Genomic DNA, 7,912 nt, shown 5'->3' with positions numbered 1-7,912 from the left:
CCACGAATCGCAGATTTGAAAGTGAACAGGAAAGTCAATGAAATCAACGATCTACCAACACCACCTCCGCGCCAGTGCTAGCTTTTCGTACCGTCACTTATTGCACTGAAAACGAGGAGACCCCAAGCAGAGGAAAAAGGCTGAAAGCAAGAAGAGACGGAGGTGCCCGATCGCCCATGGCGAACGCGGCAGCCTGTCGTGAACATGGCTGTGCATGAAGACTCCGATGGTCTGAAGGAAATGGGGCGCTGCGTGGCGCAGCGCAAAAACTCGAACGTGATCGAGAACGGGTGCGTTCTCAGCCCATGGGCGGGCGTTCGAGCCGCGATGCCTCGACCATTTCAATCCACAGCTTCGCTTGCCCGATCCACACGGGAAGCTGCGGAGCTGCCACGTTCCATGTGATGGGCAGGGCGTGGGCTTTGTCGTGCGAGTGGTCGGGCCCGTGGTGGGGATGGTCGGCGCTAGCGCCATGGTTTTCCATAGCCCACGCGCTGCCTCCGTCTTCGTGGGCATGACCAAGCGCATGGTCGTGTTCAGTGTCCGAGGACGCTGGAGAGACGTGGCTCACTGCCGCAATGGCAGCGATGCCATGGGAGTATGTGCCTCCCACGGAAGAGATGATGGTGCCGAACAGAATCACCACCAGCACCAGCCAACGCATGCCCAGCGCTGCCCGGGCGGCGCGCGTCGAGCGAGTGAGGCGTGGGGTCATGGTCACTACGATGTTCGATGTTGGCAAGGGCGATATAGTAACCCCCCGAGGGGATACTATCGGCCATGACACAACCGCATACACACGCTTCCCATGCTGCCATCATCAAACGCCTGCGCCGAGCCAGCGGGCACCTGAGCAGCACCATTGAGATGGTGGTTCAGGGGCGAGACTGCCTCGATGTTGCGCAGCAATTGCAAGCAGTGGAGAAGGCGATCCAGCAAGCCAAGAAAGCCTTGATTCAGGACCACTTGGACCATTGCCTTGAAGACCTGATGGGGCCCCTCAAATCGGGACAACGCCATTCGCTGGACGAGTTCAGGGAAATCACGCGCTATCTCTGAGCCTCGTGCACCATGGCACCCGAGCGCATCCACACCGAGAACAGCAGGTGGCTTCGCGTGTGGCCGGCGCAAGAACCGAACGTGATGGGGCACGACCACGCGGACTTGCCCACCGGCCACGAGCACACACGTGGTGCCTGACGTAGGTCAGAGCGTGCGCCATGCAAACGCCTTTTTGGTCGACGACCACCATAGCCAGTGGCCGAGCTCGCGCCACTGATCGCTGTCCGCCCTGGACTTAGGCTTTGAGCTCGTGGTGGATGTCGATCATGGCGCACCACATCTTCCCAGGGGCAAAGCGACACGCGAGCGCGTTGGCCAAGGTGTTGATCCAAGTCGCCCGCCAAAGTCGGCTAGTTGTCAGGCAACTTGCGCTTGCCCGGCAATATGCACTATTCGACAGCTGCAGGAGGCCCTGGGAGCGCCACAAACATGTGCGAAAGCAGCATGGTGCCGTGGGCGGGCGCGCTGCCGGCCAATCTGTTGTGTTCCGTGTCAAAGTGTGCAAGACCCGGAAACATTGCAGAAGGATCGCGAATCAACTCGCCGCACGCGTCGCTGACCATTCTCAGGTCCGCTTTTGCGGCAGTCGACAACAGCGAGCGCCGCAGGGTTTGAACGCAGTTCGAAGCGTCTCCAATGAGCATGCCGACCATGAAGGCGATGGGAAGGCCCTTGGCGTAATCACCGTCGACAAATCGGCGCATTCCCTCCGTTCCCCGATAGACCTTGCAGCTCGATTTGGTGGCCTCAAGCTTCTTGAACTCGAAGATCAGTTCGATACGAACCTTGCCACTATTGGACTTGTAGACAAGGTCTTTGCGGATTCGGCCCTTCGGTTTGAGCTCTCCGTTGATGACCTCTGACTCGCCAGAGGGCTCCTCGTAGCTCCACCAACCCATCAGCCTTGCTTGGGACAGCGATATCTTGGGCATGTGCATGCCAAAGCGCTCTGTGATGTGGTTCTCGCGATTCCCAGAATGGAATGTTTTCGGGGCTTGAGCCGAGAGATCATTCCATTTGTCGAAGACGAACTGCGCGGCTCGGCGTGCTTCGTTCGCCGGAAATGCCTTCATCCATTCATCTCGCGACGTTTGTCGCGGAGGAGGCTTGCTCATTGCACAGCCTGCTCTTGAACGTAGCGAACAATCCTCTCCGCGTCTCGGAACGCTTGTGCCTGCAGCCACATTCGACGAACCATCGGTTTGATCAGATAGAGAGAATTGCCATGGCGCACCACCACGTCAGCCGCAAGGTAGAGGTTTTCGCGAAGTTGAACCGGCAGCAGTTCGTTGGTTTGCAACGTCTGCACCAGCTTGGCCACGGCCTGGTCCGCCACCTCGGCCTGAGCGTGGGAGCTTTTGGCTGGTTTTTGAGCCTGCACATCAAGGCGGATGACCGCCAGTGCACCGCACGCCTGCGCAGAGCCGATCGTCAAGCTGGCTTCAAAGTCGCCCGCTCCGCCCATCGCATCGCGCCATTGAGCGAGCTCGGCCAACAGCGCCTTCACGTAACGCTGCAGATCGCGGTCACTCGTGCGCATTTGCAGTGGCGTTACCAACCTGGCGTACGAGGGCGGTTGCATGCTAGGCACCACCAGCGTAACCATCTCCTGTACACGTGCCTTCTCCATTGCTGTCAAGCCGAAATACTCGCTGATCAGTTTCTCAGCCTGTGTTCTCCACCGGTCAAACAATCCCTGGCGACCAATCATGGGAGAGGCTTCCATCTCTCGCACGAACTCTGCCACCTCCGCCACGATCGCAGCAGCACGCGGCGGGTTCGAATGGTCACGGGGATGCACGAACGGCAAACGCTTGACGTTCAGCAAACTCACCCTCTCGCGCTCGAAGCTGATTTGATAGGCTGTCAACAGCAGGAGGTAACGCACCAGGTCCGAGTGAAGGTAGACCGACAAGAATCGCAGCAAGTCGGCGTCCTTGGGGGGCGCCACGATCGCTGTCGTGCTGCTGTTGAAGGAAAAACGCTTGGTGCTGAAGCCTGCGCAAATCTCTCGCTCAGACGTCATCCCGTCTTTGAATACGATACGGGGGCCCTTGAACGCGCCCAGGATCTTGTCCGACAGTTTGGCCACGTGGGTCACATTCTGCGGAAAACGCTCGAGCACACCCTCATCCAGCAAAGGTCCATGCAAGGCAAACTTTCGTGCATCCAGATACGGCGCGCTTGCGATCGACTCCACCGACACGGGAGTGCTGACCGAGCTGTCCTTGAGGTGGAAACCTTTGGCCATCTGCCAGCCCGCTTCATCGAGCAAGTCACCAATCTGTCCACGCATCTCCAGGCTGGCGATCGTGGCCTGATCCTGTGGCGTTCCCCAGTAGAGCGTGGTGAGCACCGAGTTGTCGTTGGCCAACATGGCGGTTTGCACCGTGTGCCGATCGGTACCGTGCAGCGTCAAGCGGCCGAAGGCCAGGCTTACGTCAGCTTTCGGCGTCCAGTACTCGAAAGTTTCCGGTAATTCGATCTCGCTGCGAGAACGGCGCGGCCTGGCTGCAACGACCAGCGTTGGCTGCTTGGCGTTCTCGAAGAGCAGCTTGCGAAGATCGCCAAAGTTGATCACCGTGTCGAGTTCACAGCGGCGCAACCACTCCTTCACAAAGGGCTGGCTCGTCTCAGCCCCCAGACTGCTGACGGGCAGGATGAAACAGAACCGCCCACGCACAGGGTCCACCGCATCCATCGCGCGCAACATGTAGGACAGACAGACCTGCCTGCGCGGTATTTTTTGCCCCTGAGCAGCGGCCCACACGTCAGAGGACAGCAATTGCTTGCCGCTGGGCTCCAGCCACGGTGGGTTGGATATCAGCAGAGTGAAATTGCCACGCTTGACCAGTGGGTTCTTGTCAGAGAAAAAATCGCCTTTTGCGCCGCGCACGATGTTGTGGCCATCCAGCGTGGGCAGTGTCGCCTTGCCCTGCGCCGTCAACTTGAACAGGTCGGCCGGCTGAAGGTTCTCCAAAACGCACAGGTACAGACTGAACGCCGTGACACGGCATGCGGATTCGTTGATGTCCGAGCCGAAGATGTTTTGCTGGAGCAACTCCACGCGCTTGGCAAACGGCCACTGAGCACCTGTTTTGGCTTCCCCATAGGCCAACATGCGGCGGTAGGCAGTCGTCAGCAAAATTCCAGATCCACACGCACCATCGAGCACGCGCTCGGCCAAGATGTCGGCAGAGCCAGCAAACGCCTGATCGACCGCCAATGCGGCCAGATGGCGGGGGGTGTAGTACGCGCCCACGTCTCGCTTGTCCTCGGCGAGGAAGGATTCGTAGATGCCTGAGATGAGCTCGACCGGGATAAAGCGGAAGTCATAGCGCCAGAAGCTCTTCTGCCCATCGGCCATGTCAACGTGGGACAGGAACTCATTGAGGTGCTGGAAGGCCACATCACTGAGATTGCTCCAGACCGACTGACCTCCATCGGGCTCCAGCAAGTCCCCGTTGAAATCCTTCTTGACCCGCCTCATCAAGGCGATCATGCCTTTGCGATCGGCTTCTTTGGCCAAGTCAAAGAGGCTGCCCACCTCTCGCTGCTTGCGGTACTCCTCACCAACAATGCCGCGGTGCTCAAGGTAGGCCACAAACATCACTTGCGCCATCAGCAATTGCGCTGCACCCTTGTCCAGGCCCTCGTGGGTCAAGGCGTCCACGATGATTCCAAGGTTCGACAGCAGCTTTCTGTCAACACGATTCTCTGGCGCAAACCACTGAGCATGGCGGGAGAACACTTCGCCCGACTGAATGTCCGCCCGGGAGAAGGCCCCAAAGGGTTTGGCTTGCTTGAATTCGATCTCTTCGAACGTGGCCTCGGGCAACGAGGTCGGTGCTGCGAGTGCACGCGTGTCGTCAACCACCAGCACGATGGATACCAGGTTCTGGTTCCATGCGCGCTCACGCACGCCGCGCATCAAGCTTTGATTGTCGAGCGCCTCACCATTGCTCTCCAGGAAGCAGATCGTCGGCACCCCCTCGACATCAAACACGGCCTTGGCACGAATCGCTCCTTTGGGATCAAGCAGTCCCCGGATCTCGGTGCGGTACGGGTGCTGACCATCCACGGAATCGCCGTGCAGGTGCAGCGAGCCCGGGGCAGCTGAGTACCCCCAAGCGTCCAACCACTGGTTCAGCACACCTTCCACGCGGACGCCTTTCAAAACCTGTTTTCTTGGCAGTGAGTTTACCGTAAGAAGTACATAAATCAAGAGCGGTGCTACACTCGTCTGCAATTAGCTACTCGTCGTGATAGGTATGGATGTCGCCTGGCTTGATACTCTGAGTTTTGCCCAGAAGCAGCGCCTTCAGTTTATTGAGGCGCGGCTGATCTGGGACGGTTTCGTACGCCGGGGACAGGTGTGCGAGGTCTTCGACGTCACGCCCAACCATCTCTCCAGGGATTTCAGGCGGTACCGCCAGCACCATGCCCACTCGCTGGAATACGACGTGGAGAGGAAGGCTTACACCCGGGGCCGCGACTTCAAGCCTCTGCTGGCATCTGGCTCTGCGGAAGAGTACTTGTCGCTGCTTCAGGTGTACAGCACCAGCAAATCAACCGCTGTTGTCCCAGCACTGGGGCATGTCACGTCGGCAGAATCCATCACGCATCCCACTGGCAGCATCGACCCTGACGTGCTGCGCGTCATGATGCAGGCCCTGCGCGAAGGCTGTGGTCTGGCAGTGACCTACCAGTCGCTCAATGAAGCTGACCCAGTGCCTCGGACTCTGTGGCCACACACGCTGGTGCACAACGGAGACCGCTGGCATGTCCGCGCCTTTGATGGTCGCCACCAGCAGTTCCGGGACTTTGTGTTGGCCAGGTGCAGCCATGCGTCGCTGGATGCAGCCACGGCACCCGTTGCCGCCGCGGACGACAAGATGTGGCACGAAACAGAAACTGTGGACGTGATTCCAGCTGTTCGCCTGTCGACCAGCCAGAAGTCTGTTGTCGCACGCGAATTTGGAATGAAGTCCACTGACAACGGCGAGTTCCTGTGGTCATCGTCCATCCGCAAATGCCTGGTGAGCTACTTTTTGTACCGTCATCGGTTGGAACGTGGTGGCGCCGCGGAAAAGCCCGCCCCCGGGCAGCACCCCTACCTGGCATTGAAGGATCCCGAGCTGGCGAACAGGTATCGCTTCGGGAGCGATTAAACGAAATCGAGGATTTCTTTGTGCGGTATAGGCTTCTCGGCCAAGCCAAGCCGCATCGCGGGCGTCCTGCCATCTTTGCCGGTCATGCTGTAGTTGTAGATGACGCGAAACAGGCCCATGATTTTTTGCGCGATTTCCGGGTTGTAGGCGCTGTAGCCGTACCAAGTTCGATGGCCTGAGCTGGCCGAGGCGATGGGTCTCTCCAGCAAGCTCACACGCCTGCGGAGCAACATAAAGAATCGATCGATGGGGTGCAAACTCGCAGACAGCATGCCTCCTGCGATCCGGTCCACATCGTCATCGCCCCAGTCGGTCAGGCAGCTGACCTCTTTGAGCGGCTCGCCCATGTGCGGCAGTATGCTGGTGACCCACCGATTGGCCGCGTTGGCCTCTGATTTGCGCACCTGCAGATAGCGCTGCTTCATGACTTCGTGGGCGATCTGGCGTCGAGTGAGTGTCGGATACTGCTTCTTCAAACCTGACAAGTAGGTCTCGCTGTGTGCGACGGCCAGCTTCCTCTCATCGATCGTGAGCTCCTTGCCGATCCGCACGAAATAGGCATCCGCTCGCTTCTGCGCAACCAGATCCAGACACGCCGCCAGAAAAGCGCCGCGGATGTTGGGCTCCTGGTCAAGATAGAAGTCAAATGCGCCCACATTCGGCATGAGCCACCGCAAAAATTGAAAGTGACCCATGAGGACATATTCGGCATGGATGCGCAGGCCTGAAGCGGGTAGCTTGGTTCCTTCCTCTGCAAGGGCAACGCCAGCTGGGACAGCCTTCCCCAGCTCTTCGTCCCCGGGCAGAAAGAACTGCGCGTACCGGCGAAACGGCCCTGTTAATTCGTAGTCGCCAATTTCGCGAGCATGCAAGTCAACCTCGAACGGATTCCTGGCTGAATCGAAGTCGAGCTCAATTCCGAAGACATAGCCACTGTCGCAGTCTGCACTCCCCGTTGCTGACAGCTTCGTGTTGCGGCGATCAGCGCTGGAGGCCCAGTTGAACGTGTGATCCTGGCGGTCGACCGCTATCCGCAGCTTTTGAAAGCTGAGCCGCTCTTGCAGTGCGCGTTCGCGGTCAACCACGAAGCGGATGGCCTGTTTGTGAAAAAAATGTATGCGCGAGTACAGAACCGCAGGCTGGACACCTGCCACCTCGCAGATCCTGCGCATGGGCATTTTGTTGACCAGCAAATTCAGTACCAACTCGTTTACTTCCGGATGGCGCTGACGCAGAGTCGCACGTTGGGGAACCGTGAATGTTTGCTTGCACGCCTTGCATCGGTACCGCGCCGAGCCACCTCGGCTCTTGCCGAACGACTGATAGCAGTCGAGGTTGACCAGTCCATGGTTGACGCAGGAGGAGTTCCGGCATGCTGCGCCATCGCGTTGCGTGAAGGTTGCTCGTTGTCTCTCGAACTCCTCAAGCGTAGCTCGGTTGCTCTTCAACGTAAAACTTTGGTTGCACCGCATACAGTAAATGGTCGATTCTGTCGACACACCGATGGCCCGGTAACCATCGACCGACGCTCTTCCTGACCCCGCTTCGGCAAGCGGTGGCACGCCGAAGTTCTCGCACTCCAGATTGCGACAGAAATTCAGCTGAAGGCCTTCGTATTCAAGGGGGACGCGCCCTTGACCCCCTGCGTTTCTGCGTTTGTAGCTTCTCGTCAAAAAAGA

The 7,912-nt window shown here is 58.7% G+C and carries 6 protein-coding genes; 2 read left to right on the top strand and 4 right to left on the bottom strand.

The features are described from left to right. Nucleotides 1-298 precede the first annotated feature (298 nt). The gene (locus AB7P10_RS08125; protein ID WP_428293332.1) at nt 299-715 is read right to left on the bottom strand and encodes a hypothetical protein; all 417 of its coding nucleotides are present in this window, start codon (nt 713-715) and stop codon (nt 299-301) included. A 65-nt stretch (nt 716-780) separates the two neighbouring features. Between AB7P10_RS08125 and AB7P10_RS08120 the strand changes: the two genes are divergently transcribed. Next, a complete protein-coding gene (locus tag AB7P10_RS08120; protein WP_428293331.1) occupies nt 781-1,059 on the top strand; it encodes a metal-sensing transcriptional repressor in 279 nt (92 codons plus the stop codon). 392 nt (nt 1,060-1,451) lie between these two features. On the opposite strand, the gene AB7P10_RS08115 is transcribed toward AB7P10_RS08120, so the two are convergent. After that, on the bottom strand, nt 1,452-2,135 hold the full coding sequence (locus AB7P10_RS08115; RefSeq protein WP_428293330.1) for a hypothetical protein: 684 nt from the start codon (nt 2,133-2,135) through the stop codon (nt 1,452-1,454). 38 nt (nt 2,136-2,173) lie between these two features. After that, entirely contained in the window at nt 2,174-5,239 is a 3,066-nt protein-coding gene (locus AB7P10_RS08110) for an HsdM family class I SAM-dependent methyltransferase (protein WP_428293329.1), read from the bottom strand. 94 nt (nt 5,240-5,333) lie between these two features. Here AB7P10_RS08110 and AB7P10_RS08105 point away from each other — a divergent pair, with 94 nt between their 5' ends. After that, entirely contained in the window at nt 5,334-6,233 is a 900-nt protein-coding gene (locus tag AB7P10_RS08105) for a WYL domain-containing protein (RefSeq protein ID WP_428293328.1), read from the top strand. Here the strand turns inward: AB7P10_RS08105 and AB7P10_RS08100 are convergent. After that, nucleotides 6,230-7,795, bottom strand: a complete 1,566-nt coding sequence (locus tag AB7P10_RS08100) for a transposase (RefSeq protein ID WP_428293327.1) — start codon at nt 7,793-7,795, stop codon at nt 6,230-6,232. The genes AB7P10_RS08105 and AB7P10_RS08100 overlap by 4 nt on opposite strands. Between the last annotated feature and the right edge of the window lie 117 nt (nt 7,796-7,912).

This window comes from Hydrogenophaga sp. (assembly GCF_050182545.1).
GTDB lineage: Bacteria > Pseudomonadota > Gammaproteobacteria > Burkholderiales > Burkholderiaceae_C > Hydrogenophaga.
This window is presented reverse-complemented; position numbering and strand designations above follow the sequence as displayed.

Bases quoted from the DNA above. Each gene is read 5' to 3' on its own strand.
- AB7P10_RS08115 (WP_428293330.1), bottom strand. From the start codon at position 2,135: ATGAAGGCATTTCCGGCGAACGAAGCACGCCGAGCCGCGCAGTTCGTC.
- AB7P10_RS08125 (WP_428293332.1), bottom strand. From the start codon at position 715: ATGACCCCACGCCTCACTCGCTCGACGCGCGCCGCCCGGGCAGCGCTG.
- AB7P10_RS08105 (WP_428293328.1), top strand. From the start codon at position 5,334: ATGGATGTCGCCTGGCTTGATACTCTGAGTTTTGCCCAGAAGCAGCGC.
- AB7P10_RS08120 (WP_428293331.1), top strand. From the start codon at position 781: ATGACACAACCGCATACACACGCTTCCCATGCTGCCATCATCAAACGC.